The following is a 22168-nucleotide window of genomic DNA, read 5'->3' on the forward strand; positions in this document are numbered from 1 at the left end:
CGAGCATCGGGTGCATGAGTTCACGTGAAGCAGTGACAGTGATCGGGCTCGGTTCGATGGGGTCCATGATGGCCAGGACGTTCGTCGCGGCCGGCCATCCGACCACCGTCTGGAACCGGACGCCCGGCAAGACGGACGGTCTGGGAGCGGTACCGGCGGCGACCGCGGCCGAGGCGGTGGCCGCGAGCAAGGTCGTGGTGATCAGTCAGGTCGACTACGGCGCGATGTTCGATTCGCTGGCCGACGCGGACCTGCGGGGGCGGGTCCTGTTCAACCTCAGCTCGGACAGCCCGGAGCGGTTGCGGAAGGCGACTGAATGGGTGGTCGAGCGCGGCGGGACGCTGGTGACCGGCGGCATCATGGTGCCGCCACCGGGGATCGGCCAGCCCGGGTCGTACGTGTTCTACGCCGGTCCTGAGGAGGCCCTCGCCGCACACCAGGCGACGTTGGAGGTGCTCGGCCGGGTCGACCACGTCGGCACCGACCCCGGCCAGGCGATGCTCTACTACCAGGCCATGCTGAACATCTTCTGGTCCACGTTGATCAGCTACTTCTACTCGGCGAGCCTGGTCGGCAACGCCGAACAACTACGCCCGTACGTCGCGACGATGCTCACCGACCTGGCCGAGGACGGTCCTATGGGCTTCCTCCGCATCCTGACCGCGGAACTGGAATCCGGTGAACATCCCGGCGCTGAGAACAACCTCCACATGCAGGCCGTCGGGGCCGAGCACGTCGTACAGGCGTTCGCCGAGGCAGGCCTCGACGCAACCGTGCCGAGCGCGGTGGCCGCACTGTTCGCCCGCGCAGACGCCGCAGGGTACGGCGCCGACGGCCTGAGCGCGCTGGTCGAACTCGTCCGGAAGCCCAGCTAGGCGGCCGTGGTCAGTTTGCACTGACCGTCGACGCAGTCGCGTTGGAGCTTTCCGCGGGAGATCGCTTCGATCAGGCCGATGACCCAGCAGGTGGGGCAGCCCCGGAAGGCCAGGAGGGTCACGGGAAGGAGCAGGAGGCTGACTGGCCCGATGGCCGGCATCAGGGCGAAGGCGGCGATCAGGCTGCCGAAGCCGATGACGCCGCGAACCAGGTGACGGGGCAGCGAGGTGCTGGCGAAGGTCATGTGGGGGCTCCCAGGGATTCGCGCACGGTGCTGCGGGCGCGGTGCAGACGGGACTTCATGGCAGGGACCGTGAGGCCGAGGGCCTTGGCGACCATCGGGCCGCTGTAGCCCTGGACGTCGCGGAGGATCAGGACGCTGCGCTGGTCGGCCGGCAGTTGCGCGATGGCTGCGGCAACTGCCTGCGCCTCCAGTTGGCGCAGCGCCTCCTCCTCCGCCGAGGGCGCCGTCTGGGCGGCCATTGGCTGGTCGCGCAGTACGGCGCGTGCTCGGCGGATGCACTCGTTGCGGATGATGCGGAACATCCACGACGTGAGGGCGCTCGTCGCGCGGAGCATGCCGATCTTGCGGTACAGGATGATCAACGCCTCCTGCGCCGCGTCCTCGGCGTCCTCCGGTGTCGCGCACAGCGTCCGGGCGAGCCGCCGTACGGTCGGATGCGAGTCCGCGACGAGTGCCGTGAGGGCGTCGACGTCGCCCTGCTGAGCGGCGCGGATCAGCTGTTCGTCGAGGTCAGCCACGGGCCCTCCGGCGCAGTACGACGACGCTGCAGGTGCCCAGCAGGAGGACGGCGACGACGGCCGCGACGATCAGGGTGACGGTCATGGTGAGCTCCTTCATCGGGTGCGATTTCGGGAGTAAGAGGCACCGGCCCGGCGAAAGGATTCAGGCTGAAGCGGGCTTGAGCTTGTTCACACGGGCCGGGGGCAACTATCACGATCTTGGCGGGCAACGCCGATGACACGCCGGATTTCGGACAAAACCGGGTAAGTTCTCTTCCATGATCATCGTGACAGCTGCACTGAAGGGCGGGGTCGGGAAGACAACCACGTCGGTGTACTTGGCCGCGCTGGCATCCTCCAACCGTCGCACAGCCACTCTGATCGACGCCGATCCGCAGGGTAGCGCCGCGGACTGGATCGCGGAGTCCGAGGACGACCAACTGAACAGGATCGAGATCGCGGAGGCGCCGACCGAGCGCCTGCTGAGCAAGGCGGTGGACAAGGTCCCGCCGGAGGGTATCGGCATCGTCGACATGCCCCCGTCCCACGAGCGGATGCTCAACAAGGCGCTCGAACGGGCCCGGATCGTGGTCATCCCGACCCGCGTTGGCGGCGTCGAGACACCCCGCGTGAAGGCCGTGCTGGAGCTCGTCCCGGACGACGTACCGGTCGGCCTGGTGATCTGCTCGGCGCGTACCTACACGCGTTCGTACCAGGAAGCCATGCAGCAGTACGCCCAGGAGAACATCCCGGTCTGGGGCACCATCCCCGAGCGGGTCTCGATCACCGCCGGGCCGACCGGACCGCTCGCGGCCGACGGCCTCGAGTCCTACAAGAAGGTCTGGCGCAAGATCCTCGCCGCCGCACGGACCTGACGCTTCGCCGGCAGTGCTCCGTTCAGCGTTGGAGGGGCGGTTCGCCTCGAACGTACGAGCGGAGCACAGTCGCGGCCGCGCCGCGGGCCCAGTCGTCGAAGGTGTGGGAGCGGAGCATCAGCCGGCAGTCCCCGGCCGCGCCGAACGCGTGCTCCGCGAAGGCGCGCCGCATCCGTTCCTCGTACAGGTCGTACTCCGCGACGCCCTCGCCGGCGATCATCACCAGCTCCGGCCCGACCAGGTTCACCATCGCGGCCAGGGCGGCGCCGATCACCTCACCGGCCCGGTCGAACGCCTCGCGCGCGTGTTCGTTGCCCTCGTGCGCCAACTTGATCGCACCGGCCAGGTCCAGGTCCGCTCGCCCGGTGGTCTCCCGCGCCCGCGTCAGGATCGCGTCCGACGACGCCACGGTCTCCACGCAACCGCGCCGGCCGCAGGTACACACCAGGTCGCCCGGCGCGAGCGGCAGGTGGCCGAGCTCGCCCGAGACGCCGTACGCCCCGGACACCACCTCGCCGTTGATGTAGAGCCCGCAGCCGATACCAGAGCCGATCGTCACGACCGCGAACGAGTCCGCGTTCACCCCGGCCCCGAACCAGTGCTCAGCCACGGTCAGCGCGCGGACGTCGTTCGACACCACGATCGGTACGCGAACCCGTTTGCCGAGTAGCTCCGCGACCGGGACGCTACGCCAGCCCATCAGCGGTGAGTCCCGCACGACGCCGTGAGCCGCGTCGACGTCGCCCGACACCGCGATCCCGATCCCGGCGAGCGGACCGGCCACCGCCGTACCGGACTTGAGCGCCGCGATCAGCGCCTTCACGTGCCCGGCGAGCTGCTCGATCACCGCCTCGGGGTCGGTGCTGTCCAGGTCCTCGTGCCGCACGTTGAGGATCCCCGCGGTGAAGTCGGTGGTGACGCCGATCAGGCTCGTCGGCGTGACCTTGACCCCGATCACCGAGACGCTGCTCGGTACGACGGTCAGCGGGCTCACCGGCCGCCCGATCCCGAGCTGGCCGTCGCCGTCCGCCGGAGCCGCCTGGTCGGTGACGAACCCGGTCTCGATCAGCGGCGCGACCGCCTTCGTCACGGCCGCCTGCGACAGCCCGGTCCGGCGCGCGATCTCCACCCGCGGGATCGGCCCCTGGGTCAGGATCTTGGTCAGCACCTCGACTCCCGCCGGAGTGGCCAACGGGAGTGGACGATGAGGACGCAGCGGCACGAGGACAACTTACCGGCGCGTCATGCCTCCGCGCCGGTTTCTGCCAGTGTTGGTGAGGCGAGTGCCCAGCGGATGGTTCGAGTGAGTCCGTCCCCTGCCGCCCGTACGACGGTCTGCTCGGCCAGCGGGAGGTACGGGAGCCGTAGCGGCAGCCTGGTCCACCACGGAAGCAGACCGACCGCAGCAGCTGTCAGTACGCCGTACGCGGGTCGCACGGCCCACGGCACCGGCGGGTGCACCAGCATGAAGCGGGCGGCTTGGCGTGCTTCCGTCGTACCGCGGAGCTCGGGCTGGTACTGCTTCAGCAGGTCGTGCAGCTCGGCCACCGTGGTCGGCGGGTCGATCACCCCGAGCTTCCCGGCCACGAGCGCCGCATCCTCGACGTACCGGTCCTGCTCCGCCGCGTTGAGCGGATGCGCGCCGTAGCGCTGGTGTGCCGCGAGGAAGCTGTCCACCTCGGCCACATGCACCCACTTGAGCAGGTGCGGGTCCGACGCCCGGTACTTCACCCCGTCCGGGCTGGTCCCGCGGACGCGCTCGTGCACGGACCTGACGTGTGCGATCGCCTCCTCGGCGTCCGCGATCGCGCCGTACGTCGTGATCGCCAGGAAGTAGCTGGTACGTCGCAGACGCCCCCACGGATCGCCCCGGTACCCGGAGTGCGCCGCCACGGCCGCCATCGCCAGCGGGTGCAACGACTGCAGCAGCAACGCCCGCAGTCCCCCGGCGAACATCGACGCGTCCCCGTGCACTCGCCGGATCGGACTGTCCGGCGCGAACCAGCGCGGACCGGGCGTCTTGTGCACCCGGTCGCGCTCAGCATGCGGGTCCGGCCCCGCGACCTTCGTCAGAATCATCCGCGCGAGCCCGTCACGCAGCGGGTTCAGCTGGCTGGCTACCACACCACCAACTAGACCACGTCGACGAAAATCGGGTTGGTGTAGAGCCAGGTATCGAGCCACGGGTCGCCGTCGTTGTCCGGGTGCTGAATCGGGCCCGCCGGGTCGATGCGGCTGCCCAGGTACCCGGGCCCGCTCCGCCTACCGTCGCTGCCACGCACCCGGACGTAGTGCGACCGCTCCGCGCGTCCCAACGGGATGCGGACCTCGTACGTGCCCGACTTCCGCCGTACGTCGACCTGCTCGACCACCCTGGTGTCAGGAGCCTTCCAGCTGTCCCGGTCCGCACTAGGACCGGTCACCACACCGCGGATGACGTCTACGTGGGCCAGCTTCGGCAGCAGGTCGTGGTAGTTCGGCCGGGACGCACTGGTCACGGTGACGCGCAGTTCGAGCCGCTGCGACTTCTGGACGCGCAGCCGCCCGCCCAGCGTCGCACCACGCTGCTTTGAACCCACAGGTGCCAGTCGTACGTCGATACCGTCCACAAGCTGCCCGTGGTCCACCCAGACGCGTCCAGCCCGCAGAGCAGCCATCACCTCGAGGTAGCCGTACTTGGTGACACCGACGTGCGTCCTGCTGAACTGACCAGGCCAGAAGTCGCTGCCCGGCTGCGGTACGCCGGAGTCCGTCGGCGACGGCTTCCAGCCGAGACTGTCGAAGTTCTGACCTGCCGGGAACTCCCCGTCCTTCCAGGTGTCCCAGATGGTCCGGTGGTTGTCGCTGTTGGAGGTGATCGAGAACAGCCAGCCTTCGGCGAGCATGCTGTCCCAGAGCCCGCCGACGGTCGCGGTCGCCCAGTCGAAGCCGCCGTACGTCCGGTAGGCGTCGGCCGGGTAGCCGGCGTAGCTGCCGGAGCCTGGCGCGTTGGCGTACTCACCGCGCTGCGCATGCGTAGACCCGCGGTACGCGACCCACGCCGGGTCCGCGTCGCCCTGCGAACCAGGTGCGCCTTCCATCCCGATACAGACACCGCTGTCCCGCCAGGCGCGCAGCTCGTGCGGCGCGTCGATGCCGAGGCGCATCGGGTGGTTGGCGAGCACCAGTACGTCATCGACGTACCTCGCCTGCTTCTGCGCCGCCAGCCACTGCAGGGCCTTGACCGCGTGCAGTTCGTTGTCCGGTGTGTCAGCGGAGCGGGTCGTCAGCTTCCCGTCGTACTCGCGCTCGAACTGCTGGAGCAAGGAGACGTTGTTGGCACCGGGGGCAACCAGGACGGTGCCGTGCTCGGCGGCGGGGATGTACCACTCGAGCCCCTGGAAGACCAGCATCCGCGGGTTCTCCGCACGGGCCTTCAGGACCTCGGCGTTCTCGGCCGCCGCACCCTTGTCGGCGTGCCCGAAGTTGCTGTGCTCGGTGAACGCCATCCAGTCCAGGCCGTACTGCGCACCACGCTGCGCCAGCTGGCTGAAGTCGTACTTCGCGTCGTGGCTGTACCTGCTGTGGACGTGATGGTCCCCGACCAGATAGACGAGCTCAGGATCGCTCTCCGAGTACGCCGTACTCGCAGCCGCCTCCTGCGTCGTCACAGCGGCCGCCGCGAATCCCGCCCCGAGCAGCCCGGCTCCGCGCATCAGGGTCCGCCGCGACACCCCCTGCGGATCCAGCTCCCGCTCCGGAATCTTCGGGTCGGCCCACTCCGGCACCTGTTGCGTCACCATGACGCGCAACCTTGCTGGTCCTGACAAACCAGGTCAAGGCTCCGAGTGACTCCTGGGTGAATGTTCGGCTTCGAGGAGGGAGTAGAGCAGGGAGTCGCGCCAGGCGCCGTTGGTGAAGACGTGGTCGCGGAGGTGGCCCTCGTAGGTGAAGCCGAGGCGCTTGACGACCGCGACGGACGCCTCGTTCTCGGGGCCGATGGCGGCCGTGACGCGGTGCCGGCCGAGGGGGCCGAACGCGAAGTCGAGCAGCACCTGCGCCGCGTCCGTGGCGTACCCGTGGCCCCAGTGGTCCGCGCCGATCGCGTAGCCGAGCTTGGCGGTCCACGACCCGCTCGGCGCGATCCGGCCGAACCCGATCACGCGATCGTCGTCCGGCCGGGTCACGGCGAGCATGTAGTCGGGGCGGTTCTCCTGCGCGGCCCGCGCCACGATGGCGGCCAGGCTCTGCTCGGCCTTGGCGCGGTCGTAACTGTCGAACGCCATCCACGTGGTGACCCGGTCGTCACCGGCGATGGCCAGGTAGTCGTCGAGGTCCGTTGTCCGGAATTCCCGCAGTACAGTCAGCCGTCCGCTGAGCTCCTCCATCCGCGCAGGCTACCGGGGGTAGGTCTGCATCGGGGTCCGGGTGAAGGTCTCGATCTCCTCCTGGAGCTCGCGGGCGTCGTCGGCGTGACCGGACTGCCGCAGGGCCTGGTGGACCCGGCGGGCCGAGTGCACCACGCCGTTGATCCGGCGCTCGGTCGGCAGCGTCAGCACCGGGGCCAGCGCGTCCGCCGCGCCGTCCAGCTCACCGCTCGCGATGCGGGTGATCGCCATCGCGGCGTGGCTGCCGGCGGCGTCGCCGAAGGCCCACTCCGGGTGGTTCTGGTCGGTGTACGCGTCGACGGCCTGGCTCGAGTACCGCTGGGCCTGCTCGACCTCACCGGGCAGCTGCGCGAGCGCGTCGGCGGCGTAGTAGAGCTGGCGGTTGCGGCCGAACGTGCACAGGCCGCCCATGTCGTCGAGGTCGTCGTTGTGCACCGAGTTCCACGCCTCTTCGGCCCGCTCCAAGGCGGCCCGGGTGGCCTCCGGGTTGCCGAGCGCGGCCCAGGCGCGGGCCTCGCTGACCGGGAGCCAGACGCTGGTGGTGCTGTTGGCCTGCTCGGCGTACCCGGCGCCGAGCTGCGCGTACCGCACCGAGTCGTGCGGGTTGCCGGCCCAGTAGGAGACCAGGGACTGCAGGCCACGCACCCAGGCGCGCAGGCCGTGGTGGTCGGCGTTGTCGGCGCACATGAACGCGGTCCGCGCCTGGGTCAGCGCGGCGTGCGGGTTGCCGAGGTCGTGGGAGGCCTTGGCGAGCAGACCGCCGGTGACACCGGCCAGGAAGTACAGCTGGCGGTGGTTGTCCGGGCGCTGACGGCTCTCCAGCAGGCCGAACACCAGGTCCTGGGTCTCGACCAGTTGGCCGAGGATCTCCGGCAGTGGACGCTGCGGGTACGCCTGGGCGGCGTGGCGTACGTCGTCGTACACCTGTTCCATGGCCTCGCTTCCGAGACCGGACTGGGCCGCGAGGGCAAATGCCCTCGCGCGGCTGGCAGCCATGTCGAGAACCTCCATCTCATTACCTGTCGTGATCCGTCCACTCGCGGCAGGTGCCGGCACCACCTGGGCGGCCTGTTCCGGCACGTACGGCGCGAGGAGTTCCTCGACCGGTTTGCCGAACAGACGTTGCAGGGTGCGCCGGGTCTGAGGAGTGGTCCCTGCGCGCTCGCCCGATGCGAGGCGACGCAGGTGCCGCTCGGTGATGGTTCCACCCAGCTCGACGAACTCGGCGACGATCTCGGAGTAGGTCTGGTTCCGGCGCTGGATCAGGTGCGCCAGGACCGTCTTTGGCGCATACCTACTCGCCATCGTTCCTCCCGTTCACGTCAGTCAGACGTTGTCTCGACTTGTGCCCCACGACAAGGTGCTGTCCCCCAGATGTCCGCGAGAGGACCGGAAGAGGTCCGGCAAAGGTCCGGTCCAGGTCCTAGAGCGGTCACGTTGGGCTCGTGCACCATTACTGCCATGACAACCAGTAAGTCCAACTGGTTGCAAGGCCTGAGAGTTACGGGGTGAGAGTTGTGACCATCGCGGAAATGACGTCGAGGCAGCACCGGCGCAGAGTCCGGGTCTGGTTCGGCGAGCACGTGATCGCGCAGTACGTCGCGGAGGCGCCCCTGGCAGCCCGCTACGAACAAGCGATGCGGCGCCGTTTCGCCGGTCTCAAGGTCACCAACGATCTGCTCGGCCCGCTCGACTCGGCCGACTGAAAACCGCAGTTTCCGGGTCCTCCTCAGACCCGGTCTGCTGACCCTGGAGTCTCCTCACGTTCAGGGTCGGCGCTTGGAAGGTCCGTGGCACTCCTCAGTCCCGGACGAAACCCGAGGTGCGGTCCGGAGCACTCCTCAGCTCCGGACCGCGCCGCCCTCCCGACCCGGCTGGGCTTGGCGGTTGAGTTCCCTGTATCGCCGCCGCCCAGCCGTTCCAACCCACCTCCTGGCCGACACCTCGGGCCAGGCAGGGCCGAGTGTCCTGGGCGGTAGGACACCGGAGGCTCCCGACACCTCACCGGGAACCTCCCCCTTGAGGTGGCCGGCTCCGAGTGTGACCGCCGCGCCTGGGCGGTCACACTCGGAGCCTTTTCACGCCAGGTTGGCGGCCATCCGGCGGAGTACGCCGACCGTCGCCAGGTACTCCGTGTCCGAGACGCCGGCCGTGACCCGCCGCCGCTGCGCCTGAACCTTCGTGCTCAGCGCCTGCAGCGCGCGCTCGCCGTCCGCCGTGAGCGTCTCACCCGTCAGCCAGCCCCGCTCGACCAACGGGTCCGTGACGGCAGCGAGCTCTTCCGCGCCGGACAGAAACGGAGCCAGCGCTTCGGCAATCCCTGCGGTGTTGCGCGGCCCGGCCGCGGCGTTCAGCGCCTGCCACTGGCGTCGCGTGAGCCCGTCGTCGGCGAGGACCCGCTCGAACGACTCCTCGAGCAGGCGGTCGACCTCTTTCAGCCACCAGCCGATAGGCTTGTTGTCATCTGACATATACATGTCAACGAGCATATAGTTGGAGTGGTGCATGGACAAGACGGACCCGGTCGCCGAGGTCGAGGCGGCGATGATCGCGATCCGCCGGCGGCAAACCCGTCGTACCTTCGCCGTCCAGTCCGGCGGACCGGACTCGGTCCAAGAGGTCCTGGACGCCGTCGAGGCAGCCGACCCCGCTCCCCTCGGCGTGAACGGCATCGCCACCGCCTTGGGCGTAGACCAGCCCCGCGCCAGCAAGCTGGTCGCCGCCGCAGTCACCGCAGGCCTCCTCCGCCGAGAAGCGGACCAGGCAGACGGCCGCCGCACCAACCTGGCCCTCACCCCCGCAGGCAGAGCCCAACTAGAAGCAGTCCACACCCACCGCCGCACCCACTTCGCCACCGCGATGAACGACTGGACCCCCGAAGAACAAACCGCCTTCGCAACCCTCCTGACCCGCTTCGTAACCGCCCTGGACCGCTAGATGTCCGCCCAGGTCCGGTGGTCAGGAACTGAGGCAGCGAACAGGAACTGGAGGCAGGGGACAGGAAATAACCTGTTCAACCCCGCCGCGGGGTGATCACCGGCCCCGGACATGGACAGCGAACGGGGCGTCCAGCCGGACTGCTGGGCCAGCTCTTCGGAACATTTTTGGCTCTACGCGCCAATTTCTTTCCGGAAAGCAGCCGGATCGAGCGGCCGTGCGGGTCAGATGTCCGCTTCTGGTCCGCTGCAGGCGCGGACCAGGTCCGCGAGGAGTTGCTCGGGGTCGTGCAGCACCCGTACGCCGTCCGTCACCACTCGGCGCGTGCCCGGGTCAACCGGCTCAGTTCCCGCCCAGGCGGTGGCGCGCAGCATCACGCGCCCACGAACCGACCATCCCAATTGGCTACGTAGACCGCGAAGGGTGCGTCGGGCTGTACGTCGGGTTTGCCGGCGGACCAGCCTTCTGCGTGGATCTCCCCGGCGTACTGCATGCCTAGGCGCTTCATCACGGCCTGGGACGCGGTGTTGACCTGTTCCGTCAACGCGATCACGGACGTGGCGTTCAGGGTGGTGAAGGCGTAGTCGAGGCCGGCGCGGCCGATCTCGGTGGCGAGGCCGCGGCCGCGGGCCGACTCGACGAGGGCCCAGCCGAGTTCGAGGCCTGTCCATTCGGGTCCCACCAGCGCGGCGATGGCCTCGGCGGTCGGCGTACCGGCGGGGATCCGGGACATTCCGCCCCGTCCGGCCAGCTCGCCGCTCGACCGCTCGTACGCGATCCACTTGCACACCGAGTCCCGCTCCCAGCCCGCCTGCTGTTCGGCGGCTCGCGCGGCTGCCTCCTCCAGTGAACACGACCCGTCGTACCACCGAGCCACCCACGGGTCCGCGTACAGCCGCACCAGGTCCGCCTCATGTCCGGGCAGCACACCGTTCGGACCAGTGATCGGCTCCAGCCGGAGGCGGTCTGTGAACCGCGTCCGGACCACATGAGCCACCAGGTCCCGCAGCCGCCGGTCGCCGTCGGTCCGGTTCACCATGAGCAGGTCAAGGTCGCCCGGTCCGGCCCAAGCGGACGCATCGTGCTTGCCGGCCTCGAGGCGCGGTCGGGTCAGGTCTCCGTCGACGGTGACGAGGTAGTCGACCTCCCGCCGTACCCGACCCTCCCACTCCCATTCCCAGTCGGCGACAGTCCAGACGATGTCGCGCACCTTCCAGCCGGTCTCCTCCTCGACCTCCCGCGCCAGCGCCTCCTCAGGCGTCTCCCCCGCCTCCAGATGCCCACCGACGATGTCCCAGATCCCCGGCAACAACCGCCGCCCCGCCGTACGCCGCTGCAGATAGACGCGATGCCCGGAGTCCCGGATCAATGCCCCAACACAGTCGACCGCACGCATAGCTCCAACCTACTGAGCTAGCGGACCGGGTGTTCGGTGATTCGGTTGGGCATGAAGAGGACGGCTGCGACGAGGAGGACGGCGGCTGCGGCGGCGCCGTAGTAGACGTCGTGGATGGCGGGCGCCAGGATCCCGGCGGGTACTTTCTCCAGGTCCGCGTGGTCGTCTCCCAGGCGGGCAGCGACGACGCCGTTCGCCACGGCGCCGAAGACCGCGACACCGACCGCACTGCCGACCGAGCGGGCGAACATGTTCGCCCCGGTCACCACACCGCGCGTCTGCCACGCGACCGACGACTGCGCCGCCACGACCGACGGTGACGCGGAGAACCCGAGCCCGATCCCGATGATGAAACAGGCCGCAGCGAGGTGCAGTACGTCGCTCGTGGCGTTGACCGTGAGCAGCACACCGGCGCCGATGACGACGATCAGCGAGCCCATCAACATCGTCGTACGGAAGCCGACGCGCAGGTAGATCCGCCCGGCGAGGGACGCCGCGATCGGCCAGCCAAGGGTCATCGCGGCGAGCGTGAACCCGGCGACGAGCGCCGACGTACCGAGGACGCTCTGGGCGAACAGCGGCACGTACGTCGACAGGCCGATCATCAGCAAACCGATCAGCAACGCCGCCGAGTTCGCCGAGTTCAGCACCCGCTGGCTGAGCACCCACAGCGGCAGGATCGGCTCGGCCGCGCGCCGCTCGACCAGCACGAACGCGATCAGCAGTACGACGGCCGCGGCCAGGATCACGATGCTCGTCGGCGAGTCCCAGGCCCACATCACGCCGCCCTCGAGCAACCCGAGCAGCAGCAGCGAACCGCCGACCGCGAGCAGGATCGCGCCGGCGTAGTCGATCCGGTGGCTGGTCTTCTCCGCCACCTTCTCGTCGAACCGGCGGACCAGCACCCAGGCGGCCGCCATCCCGAGCGGGATGTTCACGAAGAAGATCCACCGCCAGGAGATGAAGTCCGAGAACACGCCGCCGAGCGTCGGGCCGACGAACGACGAGATGCCCCAGACGCTGGCGATGTAGCCCTGCACCTTGGCGCGCTCCGCGACCGTGTAGATGTCGCCGACGATCGTCATCCCGATCGGCTGGATCGCGCCCGCGCCGAGGCCCTGGATGAGCCGGAACGCGATCAGCGCCGGCATGCTCCAGGCGAACCCGCACAGCACCGACCCGAGCAGGAACAGCCCGACGCCGAGCAGCATGATCGGCTTCCGTCCGCGCTGGTCGGCGAGCTTGCCGTAGATCGGCACCGACACGGCCTGTGCGAGCAGGTAGATCGAGAACAGCCAGGGGAACTGGGTGAATCCGCCGAGGTCGGCGACGACCGACGGTACGGCGGTGGCGAGGATCGTCGCGTCGATCGCGACGAGCCCGACGCTCAGCATCACCGCGAGCAGGATCGGGCCTCGCTCCGACCGAAGCCCCACACCCGTCCGGTCGATGTGTTCCGTAGTCATATCACCCACCAATGTATGTGAACCGACAACTATTCCCCTACCCACAGCCCGCCCACTGGACGTCCCCTGGGGTACGACGAGGCAGGACGGTCGAGTGCAAGACGGGGCGACGCGCCCGGCCGGGACTGTGGGCTCACGGGCGATTACGCTCCGGGGGGTGAGGATGCGGGCACTGCTGCGTGGCGTCGTGCTCGTGGTGACTGTCTCGCTCGCCCTGGTGCTGCTGCCGATCGCGATCAACGTCGGCACCGGCGGCACCGCACCGGCCTTCCTCGAGCCGTACGTCGGATGGGTCTGGCCGGCGATCGGCGTGCTCTGGGTCGTCGCGGTCCTGACCGCCCTGTTCGAGGTCCGCGACCGCCGCCTGCCGACCATCTCCAACCGCGGCGCCGACCAGCCGCGCAACCGCCCCAACGCACTCGCCCGCATCGACCGGTACTTCTCCGAACGTCGGGCCGGTTCGCTCGCCGAGCGCACCCGCGTCGCCCTGGCCCTGGACGAGCATCCCGGCGTAGTGGTCCGTCCGTACGACCTGTTCGTCCAGCCGCTCGACAGCGCACCACGGCGCGTACCGAACGAAGCGGACATCGCAGGTGTCTTCGACGAGCTGCAGGACTCGATGCTGATCCTCGGCGCACCCGGTGCGGGCAAGACCACCCTGCTCCTCGACCTCGCCCGGAACCTCGCCAAGCAAGCACATGCCAACAAGGACCAGCCCATCCCGGTCCTGGTCGACCTGGCCGGCTGGACCGCGCAGTCGTCGCACCAGAACGACGACGAGCCCAGTGACAGCCCACTGGTCGCGGGCTTCGTCCGCTGGCTGCTGTACGAGCTCAACGACCGCTACGGCATCCCACCCGCTGTCGGACGCACCTGGCTGAGCAACGGCGAGCTGACCCTGCTGCTCGACGGACTGGACGAGATCGCCGAGCCGAACCGAGCCAAGCTCGCACCGGTCTTGGAGGAGCTCCGCCGCAACTACCGGATCGGCCAGCTCGCAGTCACGTGCCGAACGAACGACTACGAACGCCTCCCCAACAAGCTGCGACTGTTCGGCGCTGTGCACATCAGACCGCTCACGAGAGAACAGGTCCTCGACTACTTCACCACTGTCGGACCGGCACTCGACGGTGCGCGGGCTGCGATCGAGCACGACGACGCACTCTGGGAGCTCGTCAACTCGCCGCTGATGCTCAACGTGATGGTCCTCGCGTACCAGGGTCGAGAGCCGGAGGAGGTGATTGCCCGCGGCGTCGCCGACCTACGCCGGGAGCTCTTCGACACCTACATCTGCGAAGTCCTCGCCCGAAACCGCCAGACCGCGCGACAGTACGACGCGAAGACCGCCGTACGACGTCTGTGGTGTCTGGCCTGGTGGACTCGACGCCGTGCCGGTGACAGGACCGCCGTACCGCGGTGGATGGTGCCTGACGGGTGGTACGGGTTGTCACTGCCGGAGGTCGACTACCTGACGCACGCGGTGTGCCTGCCCGCGTTGTTCGCTGCACTGACTGCCGGCGTGACACTGGTGATGCTCGCGCAGTACGGCGTACTCGCCGGACTCGCAGTGGCGGGCGCTGCGCTGTTGCTCGTCCACCTGCTCCCACACCCCTGGCAGAAGCGCGAAGGGAGCGGGCCGGACCGCGTACCGCTCTTCGCCCTCATCTTGTTCGCAGGTACGGCGATGACTGTCGCCGTGACTGTCGCGGCGCTTGGACTGGTTGAACTGCTCACCGCCAAGCCCGCGCTCGTGGTCGAGGCCGCCGTGGTCGCCGGAGCCTACGGTGTCGAGCTGATCGTGTTCCACAACAACCGGCGGCGACTGCTCCTCGGCGTACGGCTGGCTGTGGTCGTGGTGACGAGCTGGGTCACCCTGAGCCTCGGCGACGCCACCGCCTTCGCCTGTGGGGTAGCGATCGGCCTGCTGGTTGCTCAGGCCATCCGGATGGTGAAGTCGCTGCCGACCGACCACCTCCCCACCACAGCCGACAAGGGGTGGCGGATGGACCCGTGGGTCGCTGGTGGGGCTGCTGTCGCGTTCCTGGTTGCACTGGTCTTAGGAGCCGACCTGGCGTCGCCGCAACTGGAGGCGGTCGCGGGGATCGTGGTTGGCACGGTCGCAGCGAAGGCGTGGCGTCGTCGTCCGCCTGTCCTCGCCGGCCCGCTGTCGCGGCTGCTGCACGACTCGCTACTCCGCTGGACCGGATACCTGCCGTGGCACCGCCGAGCCTTCCTGCAGTACGCCGCGGACCGCCACGTGCTGGCCCGCACCGGACGTGCGCAGTACTCGTTCATCCACCTGCTCGTCCGCGACCACCTGGCCGAGTGCACACCGGACGAGCTCGCAGCAAAGGTCGACCGTCGCATCACAGAACGCGCGGCTCGCACTCAAGCCGGTTCGTTCAGGGCGTAGCCGATCAGGCTGCTGCACAAGACCAACGCGATCAGTGGGCTGAGGGCGAGGCGCAGCGAGGTGTGCTCCGCGATCGTGGCGAGGACCGGGGTGGCGACGCCGCCGATGCTGACGGCGAGGCCGAGAGTCATGCCGCCCGCGGTGCCGACGCGGCCGGGGAGGAAGTCCTGGCCCAGCGTCACATGCAGCGAGAACGGGATCGACATCGCGATCGCGGTCGCCGCGAGAAAGCCGAAGAACGCCGGCCCGGGTACGAACACCAGGCAGGCGATCGCTGGTACGGCGACGGCGTACGACGTCCGCAGTGTGCGGATCCGTCCGTAGCGGGTGGCGAGGCGGCCGCCGAGGAGCGTGCCGAGTGCGCCTGCGGCGAAGAGGATGAACAGGGCGATCCCGCCGGTCGTCGTACCGCCGCCGACCCGCTCGCCGGCGTACAGCGCGATGAAGGTCCCGAGGCCGACGAACACGATCGACCGGCAGATCATGATCAGCGACAACCGCAGGAACGACGGCCAGTCGTCCGTCCCTTCGGTGTGCCCGCGGGTGACTGCGACGGCGGTGCGCGAGCGGACCGCCCACGTGGTGATCGTGGCGCCGAACAGCGCCGGTACGACGAGTAGTGGCGTCAGCGACAGCCCGCCCGCGGCGATGATCGGTGTGACCAGGACCGGAGCCAGCGCGAACCCGACGTTCCCGCCGACCGAGAACCAGCTCATCCCGACATGGCTGCCACCGCTCACGAGGCGGGCCATCCGGGCGGCCTCGGGGTGGTACGCCGCGACGCCGAGCCCGGACAGCGCAGCTGCCAACCACATCAGCCAGTAGCTCTGGCCGACGCCGAGGAGGGCGATGCCGAGTCCAGCGGTGGTCATCGCGATCGGGATCAGCCAGGTCAGCGGGCGGCGATCGGTCAGTACGCCGAACACGGGCTGGACGACCGAGGACAGCAGGGTCGCGGCCAACGTGATGCCGGAGACAGCGACGTACCCGAGGCCGCGCTCGGCGACCAGGAACGGTACGAGCGCCGGCACGCAGCCCTGGTAGATGTCCACGCACGCGTGGCCGGTGGCCATCAGCCCGATCGGTCGAAGTTTCCGCACCACTCGATCGTCACGGCCGGGGCGGTTGTCCGGCTTCCGATAAAATGCCAATTCATGTCGGAAATCCGCCAACGTCCCGCGACCACTGGTCACCGCCCGATCCACGCCGGTGGCGGCATCGAGCCGCACTGGCACGACCGGAACCAGATCGTGTACGCCGGCCGCGGCGTCCTCTCCGTCACCACCGACGCCGGCAGCTGGGTAGCCCCCGCCACGAGAGCCATCTGGATCCCAGCCGGCACGATCCACCAACACCGCGCGTACGGCGAGACCACCCTCCACACCGTCGGCCTGCAAGAGAATCCACTAGAACTAGACGCCCCGTCAGCCCTAGTAGTGAGCCCCCTCCTCCGAGAGCTGATCCTCACGTACACAGGTCCTACAGACAACCAACCTGATGAGCTACAGCGCCTGCGGGGTGTACTGCTGGACCAGCTTCGGCGGTCGGCCCAGCGGCCTACCTATCTACCTGCACCACGTGATGCCCGCCTGGCCGCTGTTTGCGATCTGTTGCGGGACAACCCTGCGGAGGGCAGGACGCTGACAGAGCTCGGACGAGTGGTCGGTGCGAGTGAGCGGACTCTCAGCCGCTTGTGCAGAACCGACCTGGGGATGACGTTCCCGCAGTGGCGCACACAGCTCAGATTGCATGAGGCGTTGAGGCTTCTAGCGGAGGGAGCTTCTGTGACTCAGGTAGCGCACCGGTGCGGCTGGGCGTCGACCAGTGCGTTCATTGACACCTTCAGGCGCGCCTTCGGTCACACGCCCGGTTCACGCAGAGCCTGATCAAGGATTCGGCTCCACTGGCGGACGATGCCGCGTCGCCGCGCACTGTCATCGGTCAGCAGGTCAGCCAACCCAAGACCACGCGCCATGTCCAGCACCCCCTGCACGGTCTCCCGCACTCCAGGAGTCCGCTCACTGATGTCCAGCACCTCCAGCAGCGCGCGGTGCGCCTGCCGCCCGACATGTGACTCCAGCCGCACGGTCTGCTGCCGCAACGCCTCCTCCGTCGACGCCGCCACCCAAAGGTGCAGTGCGGCCCGGAACAGCGGCCCGGTGTAGACGTCCGCCAGCATCCCGACGATCGCCTCAGTACGCCCAGCCCCGCTCGGCAACGCGGCAGCCTGCGCACGGATCTCCGCCAACCGTACCTCGGTCATGTACTCGACCGCCGCCGCGAACAGGTCCGCCCGCGTCGGGAAGTGATGCTGCGCCGCACCCCGCGACACCCCGGCCCGCGCCGCGACGACCGACACCGTCGTCGCGGCGTACCCGACCTCGGCCAGCGACTCGACCGAGGCCTCCAGCAACCTCTGCCGCGTAGCCCGCGACCGGTCCTGCTGAGGTGCCTTCAGAACCTCACTCACGCTTGGCCTCACGAGCCCGCAACTCACGCCGCAGGATCTTCCCCGACGCAGCCTTCGGTACGGCGTCGATGAACTCCACCTGCCGGATCTTCTTGTACGGCGCCACCCGCGCGGCGACGTACTCCATGACGTCGTCCGCCGTCAGCTTCACTCCCGGCATGGGCACCACGAACGCCTTCGGTATTTCGTGGCCGTCCGCATTGACCCCGATGACCGCCGCGTCCGCGATCCGGTCGTCGGTGAGCAGCACGGCCTCCAGTTCCGCGGGCGGCACCTGGTACCCGTGGTACTTGATCAGCTCCTTCACCCGGTCCACGACATACAGGTAGCCGCGCGCGTCCACCCGCCCGATGTCGCCGGTGTGCAGCCAGCCGTCCGCGTCGATCGTCGCGTCCGTCTCCGCCTGCCGCCCGAGGTACCCCTTCATCACCTGCGGTCCGCGGATCCAGATCTCGCCCTCGTCCGCATCGTTGCCATCGGCCCCGACCAGCCGCATCTCGGTCGACGGGAACAGCTTCCCGACCGCACCCGGCGGCGGATCCTGGTCGTCCTGCGGTACGGCGTGTGTGCCCGGCGACAACTCCGTCATCCCGTAGGCCTGCAGTACGGCGTGCAACCCGAGCCGCTTCGCACACGCCTCGGCCAGCTCACCGTCCAACGGCGCCGCCGCGGACGTGACGTGCTTCAAAGCAGACAGGTCCACCCCGTCAACGGCCGGATGCTTCGCCAGCGCCAGGACGATCGGCGGCGCGACGAACGCCCGCGTGATCCGCTGCTCGTCGAGCGTGGTCAGGAACTGCTGCAGGTCGAACTTCGGCAGCACGACGACCGTGGCGCCGAGTCGCAGCGGCAGGTTCATCAACACCGACAGGCCGTAGATGTGGAAGAACGGCAGGATCGCGATGATCCGCTCCTCCTCGGCGAGCGTGATCATCACCTCCGCCTGCGAGATGTTCGTCGCGATGTTCCGGTGCGTCAGCATCACGCCCTTAGCTGCCCCGGTCGTCCCGCTCGAGTACGGAAGTACCGCGACGTCCACCGCCGGATCGATCGTCACGACCGGCTCCGGACCCGTGGACGCGAACAGCTCCTGCACTGAGCGGTACCCCTCGGCCTGGTCGCAGACGAGGATCTGCTCGACCGCGGTGCCCTCGATTGCCGCGGTCGCGACCGGCAGGAACAGCGAGATCGTCACCAGCAATTTCGCCTTCGAGTCGATCAACTGCTTGTGCAGCTCGTCCGCGGTGTAGAGCGCGTTCACCGTGGTCACGGTCGCGCCGGCGCGGGTGGCGCCGTAGAACACCACGGGATACAGGATCGTGTTCGGGCTGTAGAGCGCGATCACGTCGCCGTGCCGGATACCGAGCTCGGCCAGACCGGCCGCGACCCGCCGGGTCAGGTGGTCCAGCTGGGCGTAGCTCAGCTCTTTACCGGTCACGCCGTCGACCATCGCCGCCCGGTCGCCGTACTCCTGGGCTCTGCCGAGCACGGCGTCGTGGATCGGTACGTCGAGCACCTCGACAGGCGGGAATTCGCTGGTGATGATCATTGCCCCACTCCTTCTAGTACGACTTAGGCAGTCCGAGGCTGTGCTGTGCAACGAAGTTCAGGATCATCTCCCGGCTGACCGGCGCGATCCGGGTCGCGCGGGACGCCGCGACGAGCGACGCCACGCCGTACTCGACCGTCATGCCGTTCCCGCCGAGGGACTGCACGGCCTGGTCGGTGGCACGGACGGCGACCTCGCCCGCCGCGTACTTCGCCATGTTGGCCGCCTCACCCGCCGCGAGATCCTCGCCCGCGTCGTACAGCGCCGCAGCCTTCTGCATCATCAGGCGGGCCAGTTCGAGCTCGATCTTGATCTGCGCGAGCGGGTGCGCGAGTCCCTGGTGCGCGCCGAGCGGCGCCTTCCAGACCTGCCGTTCCTTGACGTACGCCGTGGCCTTGTCCAGAGCGTGCCGCGCGATGCCGACCGCGAACGCGGACGCCATGATCCGCTCCGGGTTGAGGCCGGCGAACAACTGCATCAGTGCCGCGTCCTCGGACCCGACGAGCGCTTCACGCGGCAGCTGTACGTCGTCCAGGAACAACGCGTACTGCTTGTCCGGGCTGATCAGGTCCATCTCGATCTGCCGGAACTCCACGCCCGGCGCGTCGATCGGCACGATGAAGAGCGCCGGCTTGAGCTTCCCGGTGCGGGCGTCCTCGGTGCGTCCGACGACCAGGATCGCCTTGGCGACGTCGAGTCCGGAGATGAACACCTTGCGCCCGGTCAGCGACCAGCCGTCGTCGGTACGGCGGGCCGTGGTGGTGATCTGGTGCGAGTTCGAGCCGGCATCGGGTTCGGTGATCGCGAACGCCATGATCGTCGTACCGTCGGCGAGACCGGGGAGCCACTGCTGTTTCTGCTCGTCGGTGCCGAAACGCGAGATCACGGTGCCGCAGATCGACGGTGAGACGACCATCATCAGCAGCGGGCAGCCCGCCGCGCCGAGCTCCTCGAGGACGATCGACAGGTCGGCCATGCCGCCGCCTCCGCCGCCGTACTGCTCGGGGAGGTTCACACCGAGGAACCCGAGCTTCCCGGCCTCCAGCCACAGCTCGGTGGTGTGACCGCCTGTACGAGCCTGCCGGTTGAACCACTCGTAGCCGTACTTCTCGCCGAGCTCGCTGACGACCTTCCGCAGCTCGCTACGCTCTTCGGACTCGGTGAAACTCATGCGTCCTCCCCAACCACGGCCAGTACGGCGCCGACCTCGACCTGTTGTCCTGCTTCCACCTTCAACTCACCGACGACCCCGTCCGCCGGGGCTGCGATCGTGTGCTCCATCTTCATCGCCTCCAGCCACAACAGCGGCTGACCTTGTTTCACCACGTCTCCGACCGCGACGCCGACCCGGATCACGGTGCCCGGCATTGGCGCCACCAACGACCCGGCCGCGACCTGGTCGGCCGGATCCACGAACCGCTCCACCGGATACAGCGCGACACTGCCCAGCGACGAGTCCACACAGGTGACCCCGTCGTACGCCGCCACGTCGAAGGACCGCCGTACGCCGTCGACCTCCAGCACCACCCGCTCCGGACTGCTGTCCAGGAGCGTGATGTTGCCGTCGACAACCAAGCCGTCGCGGGTGTGTCGGTAGGCAACCTCGTGCACCACGTCGCCCACCCGGTAGCTCTTGCGTTGTGGTTGCGACGCGAGGTTCCGCCACCCGCTCGGCACCCGCACCGGAGCCGCCCGCCCGGCCGCATCCGCCAACGCGGCAGCCAACGCCGACACCTGCACCACCGCGTCGTCAGGCCCCGCTCCAACCCCGTGCTTGTCGAAGAACGCGGTGTCGGTGTCGCCGGCAAGGAACGCCGGATGCCGAAGGATCCACGCCAGCAACTCGCGATTCGTTCCGACCCCGTGGATCGTCGCGCGTTCCAACGCTCCGGCGAGTCGTCGCGCGACCGCGTTGCGATCGGGACCGGAGGCGATGACCTTCGCCAGCATCGGGTCGTAGTACGGCGAAACCTCCGACCCGTCCTCCACCCCCGAATCCACCCGCAGACCCCGTGCACCGACCTCGAACGCGTGCAGGCGACCGGTCTGCGGACGCCAGTCGTTCAACGGGTCCTCGGCGTACAACCGGACCTCGATCGCATGCCCAACCGTCGGCGGCGGATCCACCGGCAGCCGCTCACCCGCAGCGACCGCGAACTGCAGCTCAACAAGATCCAGGCCCGTCGTCTCCTCCGTCACCGGGTGCTCGACCTGGAGGCGCGTGTTCATCTCCAGGAAGTAGAACGCGCCCTTCTCGTCCGCGAGGAACTCGACCGTCCCCGCTCCTACGTAGTTGATCGCCGCAGCCGCCTTCCGCGCCGCGTCGAACAGCTCCGCCCGCATCGACGGGATCCGTTCGACGAGCGGCGATGGGGCCTCCTCGACCACCTTCTGATGGCGGCGCTGGATCGAGCACTCGCGTTCGCCGACCGCCCAGATCGTGCCGTGCTGATCGGCCATCACCTGCACCTCGATGTGCCGCCCGGTCGCCAGGTACCGCTCGCAGAACACGGTCCCGTCGCCGAACGCCGACAACGCCTCCGCCGACGCCGCGTCGATCTCGGCGGCAAGATCGTCCAGCCGCGACACCACCCGCATCCCGCGCCCGCCACCGCCGGCCGACGCCTTCACCAGCACGGGCAGATCGGACGCCGACACCTCGGCCGGAGTCAGCTCGGCGAGGACCGGCACCCCGGCGGCCGCCATCAGCTTCTTCGCCTCGATCTTCGACCCCATCGACGAGATCGCATCGACGGGCGGCCCGATCCAGGTCAGCCCCGCGTCGATCACCGCCTGCGCGAACGCCGCGTTCTCGGACAGGAAGCCGTACCCCGGATGTACGGCGTCCGCGCCCGCCCGCAGGGCCGCCTCGACGATCAACTCGGCCCGCAGATACGTGTCACCCGGGGTGTTCCCGGGCAGCTGTACGGCGGCGTCCGCCTCGTCGACGAACGGCATCCGCGCATCGGCCGTCGAGTAGACCGCGACCGTGGACAGGCCGAGCGCACGTGCGGTCCGGAAGACCCGGCGAGCGATCTCGCCCCGGTTGGCGACCAGTACGGAAGAGATCATTCG

At 68.9% G+C, this 22168-nt stretch carries 23 protein-coding genes; 6 read left to right on the forward strand and 17 right to left on the reverse strand.

The features are described 5' to 3' along the window. Positions 1 to 14 precede the first annotated feature (14 nt). Positions 15 to 875 carry an NAD(P)-dependent oxidoreductase gene (locus OHB24_RS11680; RefSeq protein WP_327638996.1) on the forward strand — a complete coding sequence of 287 codons (861 nt, stop codon included), beginning with the start codon at positions 15 to 17 and terminating at the stop codon, positions 873 to 875. Here the strand turns inward: OHB24_RS11680 and OHB24_RS11685 are convergent. Together OHB24_RS11685 and OHB24_RS11690 are read right to left on the reverse strand one after the other, a co-directional pair. After that, positions 872 to 1120 carry a hypothetical protein gene (locus OHB24_RS11685; protein ID WP_327638997.1) on the reverse strand — a complete coding sequence of 83 codons (249 nt, stop codon included), beginning with the start codon at positions 1118 to 1120 and terminating at the stop codon, positions 872 to 874. The two genes, OHB24_RS11680 and OHB24_RS11685, sit on opposite strands and share 4 nt — an antisense overlap. Continuing rightward, positions 1117 to 1638 carry an RNA polymerase sigma factor gene (locus tag OHB24_RS11690; protein ID WP_327638998.1) on the reverse strand — a complete coding sequence of 174 codons (522 nt, stop codon included), beginning with the start codon at positions 1636 to 1638 and terminating at the stop codon, positions 1117 to 1119. The genes OHB24_RS11685 and OHB24_RS11690 overlap by 4 nt, the downstream gene beginning before the upstream one ends. A gap of 260 nt (positions 1639 to 1898) precedes the next feature. Between OHB24_RS11690 and OHB24_RS11695 the strand changes: the two genes are divergently transcribed. Beyond that, complete coding sequence (locus OHB24_RS11695) at positions 1899 to 2495, forward strand: ParA family protein (protein ID WP_327638999.1); 597 nt, start codon at positions 1899 to 1901, stop codon at positions 2493 to 2495. Positions 2496 to 2517: 22 nt separating this feature from the next. Here the strand turns inward: OHB24_RS11695 and OHB24_RS11700 are convergent, their stop codons facing one another. The 5 genes from OHB24_RS11700 to OHB24_RS11720 are packed head-to-tail and all read right to left on the reverse strand — an operon-like array spanning position 2518 to position 8167. Then, positions 2518 to 3717 (reverse strand): ROK family transcriptional regulator, encoded by a 1200-nt coding sequence (locus OHB24_RS11700; RefSeq protein WP_327639000.1) that lies wholly within the window; start codon positions 3715 to 3717, stop codon positions 2518 to 2520. 20 nt (positions 3718 to 3737) lie between these two features. Beyond that, entirely contained in the window at positions 3738 to 4619 is an 882-nt protein-coding gene (locus tag OHB24_RS11705; RefSeq protein ID WP_327639001.1) for an oxygenase MpaB family protein, read from the reverse strand. A gap of 8 nt (positions 4620 to 4627) precedes the next feature. Continuing rightward, on the reverse strand, positions 4628 to 6277 hold the full coding sequence (locus OHB24_RS11710) for a PHP domain-containing protein (protein ID WP_327639002.1): 1650 nt from the start codon (positions 6275 to 6277) through the stop codon (positions 4628 to 4630). 33 nt (positions 6278 to 6310) lie between these two features. Then, positions 6311 to 6862 (reverse strand): GNAT family N-acetyltransferase, encoded by a 552-nt coding sequence (locus tag OHB24_RS11715; RefSeq protein WP_327639003.1) that lies wholly within the window; start codon positions 6860 to 6862, stop codon positions 6311 to 6313. Positions 6863 to 6871: 9 nt separating this feature from the next. Beyond that, positions 6872 to 8167 (reverse strand): XRE family transcriptional regulator, encoded by a 1296-nt coding sequence (locus OHB24_RS11720; protein WP_327639004.1) that lies wholly within the window; start codon positions 8165 to 8167, stop codon positions 6872 to 6874. Positions 8168 to 8394: 227 nt separating this feature from the next. On the opposite strand from OHB24_RS11720, the gene OHB24_RS11725 reads away from it, so the two are divergent. Further along, positions 8395 to 8568, forward strand: coding sequence for a hypothetical protein (locus tag OHB24_RS11725; RefSeq protein ID WP_327639005.1), 174 nt, complete (start codon positions 8395 to 8397; stop codon positions 8566 to 8568). 372 nt (positions 8569 to 8940) lie between these two features. Here the strand turns inward: OHB24_RS11725 and OHB24_RS11730 are convergent, their stop codons facing one another. After that, the gene (locus OHB24_RS11730; protein ID WP_327639006.1) at positions 8941 to 9339 is read right to left on the reverse strand and encodes a MarR family winged helix-turn-helix transcriptional regulator; all 399 of its coding nucleotides are present in this window, start codon (positions 9337 to 9339) and stop codon (positions 8941 to 8943) included. A gap of 28 nt (positions 9340 to 9367) precedes the next feature. Between OHB24_RS11730 and OHB24_RS11735 the strand changes: the two genes are divergently transcribed. Then, the gene (locus OHB24_RS11735; protein ID WP_327639007.1) at positions 9368 to 9799 is read left to right on the forward strand and encodes a MarR family winged helix-turn-helix transcriptional regulator; all 432 of its coding nucleotides are present in this window, start codon (positions 9368 to 9370) and stop codon (positions 9797 to 9799) included. Positions 9800 to 10023: 224 nt separating this feature from the next. Here the strand turns inward: OHB24_RS11735 and OHB24_RS11740 are convergent, their stop codons facing one another. From OHB24_RS11740 to OHB24_RS11750, 3 genes are read right to left on the reverse strand one after another with little or no spacing between them, the layout of a single operon-like run. Further along, positions 10024 to 10176: a hypothetical protein gene (locus tag OHB24_RS11740; RefSeq protein WP_327639008.1), complete on the reverse strand. Its 153-nt coding sequence runs from the start codon at positions 10174 to 10176 to the stop codon at positions 10024 to 10026. Further along, complete coding sequence (locus OHB24_RS11745) at positions 10173 to 11195, reverse strand: GNAT family N-acetyltransferase (protein ID WP_327639009.1); 1023 nt, start codon at positions 11193 to 11195, stop codon at positions 10173 to 10175. The genes OHB24_RS11740 and OHB24_RS11745 overlap by 4 nt, the downstream gene beginning before the upstream one ends. A 17-nt stretch (positions 11196 to 11212) precedes the next feature. Then, positions 11213 to 12661, reverse strand: a complete 1449-nt coding sequence (locus OHB24_RS11750) for an MDR family MFS transporter (RefSeq protein ID WP_327639010.1) — start codon at positions 12659 to 12661, stop codon at positions 11213 to 11215. Between the two features lie 163 nt (positions 12662 to 12824). Here OHB24_RS11750 and OHB24_RS11755 point away from each other — a divergent pair, with 163 nt between their 5' ends. Continuing rightward, on the forward strand, positions 12825 to 15074 hold the full coding sequence (locus OHB24_RS11755) for an NACHT domain-containing protein (RefSeq protein WP_327641052.1): 2250 nt from the start codon (positions 12825 to 12827) through the stop codon (positions 15072 to 15074). Here the strand turns inward: OHB24_RS11755 and OHB24_RS11760 are convergent. Next, positions 15050 to 16174 carry an MFS transporter gene (locus tag OHB24_RS11760; protein WP_327639011.1) on the reverse strand — a complete coding sequence of 375 codons (1125 nt, stop codon included), beginning with the start codon at positions 16172 to 16174 and terminating at the stop codon, positions 15050 to 15052. The genes OHB24_RS11755 and OHB24_RS11760 overlap by 25 nt on opposite strands. Before the next feature lie 89 nt (positions 16175 to 16263). Further along, on the reverse strand, positions 16264 to 16398 hold the full coding sequence (locus OHB24_RS11765; protein WP_327641175.1) for a hypothetical protein: 135 nt from the start codon (positions 16396 to 16398) through the stop codon (positions 16264 to 16266). A 388-nt stretch (positions 16399 to 16786) separates the two neighbouring features. Here OHB24_RS11765 and OHB24_RS11770 point away from each other — a divergent pair, with 388 nt between their 5' ends. Continuing rightward, positions 16787 to 16960: a helix-turn-helix domain-containing protein gene (locus tag OHB24_RS11770; protein WP_327641053.1), complete on the forward strand. Its 174-nt coding sequence runs from the start codon at positions 16787 to 16789 to the stop codon at positions 16958 to 16960. Here OHB24_RS11770 and OHB24_RS11775 read toward each other — a convergent pair. Genes OHB24_RS11775 through OHB24_RS11790 form a run of 4 tightly spaced genes read right to left on the reverse strand, consistent with a single transcriptional unit; the run spans position 16933 to position 22165 of the window. Beyond that, on the reverse strand, positions 16933 to 17544 hold the full coding sequence (locus OHB24_RS11775) for a TetR/AcrR family transcriptional regulator (RefSeq protein ID WP_327639012.1): 612 nt from the start codon (positions 17542 to 17544) through the stop codon (positions 16933 to 16935). The two genes, OHB24_RS11770 and OHB24_RS11775, sit on opposite strands and share 28 nt — an antisense overlap. Beyond that, a complete protein-coding gene (locus tag OHB24_RS11780) occupies positions 17537 to 19093 on the reverse strand; it encodes an AMP-binding protein (protein WP_327639013.1) in 1557 nt (518 codons plus the stop codon). The genes OHB24_RS11775 and OHB24_RS11780 overlap by 8 nt, the downstream gene beginning before the upstream one ends. 13 nt (positions 19094 to 19106) lie before the next feature. Further along, positions 19107 to 20264 carry an acyl-CoA dehydrogenase family protein gene (locus OHB24_RS11785; RefSeq protein WP_327639014.1) on the reverse strand — a complete coding sequence of 386 codons (1158 nt, stop codon included), beginning with the start codon at positions 20262 to 20264 and terminating at the stop codon, positions 19107 to 19109. Next, entirely contained in the window at positions 20261 to 22165 is a 1905-nt protein-coding gene (locus OHB24_RS11790; protein ID WP_327639015.1) for an acetyl/propionyl/methylcrotonyl-CoA carboxylase subunit alpha, read from the reverse strand. The genes OHB24_RS11785 and OHB24_RS11790 overlap by 4 nt, the downstream gene beginning before the upstream one ends. Positions 22166 to 22168: the final 3 nt, after the last annotated feature.

It is taken from the genome of Kribbella sp. NBC_00482, from assembly GCF_036013725.1.
Taxonomy (GTDB): domain Bacteria; phylum Actinomycetota; class Actinomycetes; order Propionibacteriales; family Kribbellaceae; genus Kribbella.